The sequence below is a fragment of the Thalassolituus alkanivorans genome (assembly GCF_020447205.1).
Taxonomy (GTDB): domain Bacteria; phylum Pseudomonadota; class Gammaproteobacteria; order Pseudomonadales; family Oceanobacteraceae; genus Venatoribacter; species Venatoribacter alkanivorans.
The window spans coordinates 1-307 of record NZ_JAJAEL010000048.1 but is presented as its reverse complement, the minus strand read 5'-3'; the positions used below and the strand labels follow the sequence as shown (position 1 = coordinate 307).

Annotated in this window: 1 rRNA gene; it reads left to right on the top strand. The window is 44.0% G+C overall.

Going from position 1 to position 307, the window contains the following annotated elements:
- A 5S ribosomal RNA gene (gene rrf / locus LGT44_RS20360) occupies positions 1–75 on the top strand; the annotation flags it as partial.
- Positions 76–307: the final 232 nt, after the last annotated feature.

Genomic DNA, 307 nt, shown 5'->3' with positions numbered 1-307 from the left:
GAACTCAGAAGTGAAACGCAGCATCGCCGATGGTAGTGTGGGGCTTCCCCATGTGAGAGTAGGTCATCGTCAAGCTCTTATTCAAAGCCCCAGTAACGTAAGTTACTGGGGCTTTTTCACTATAAGTGTAAGCATATGATTTTCAGTGTTTACGGTCAGGCGATCAGTTGAAAAGATTCAAAAAATCGCTTGACACTAAGAGCTGCTTCTATAGAATACGCAGCCCGCTTTGAGAGAAACGAAGCGACGTTCTTTAAAAATTCAAGCATTAAGTAATTCGTGTGGGTGCTTACTGAGACGCTCTGGA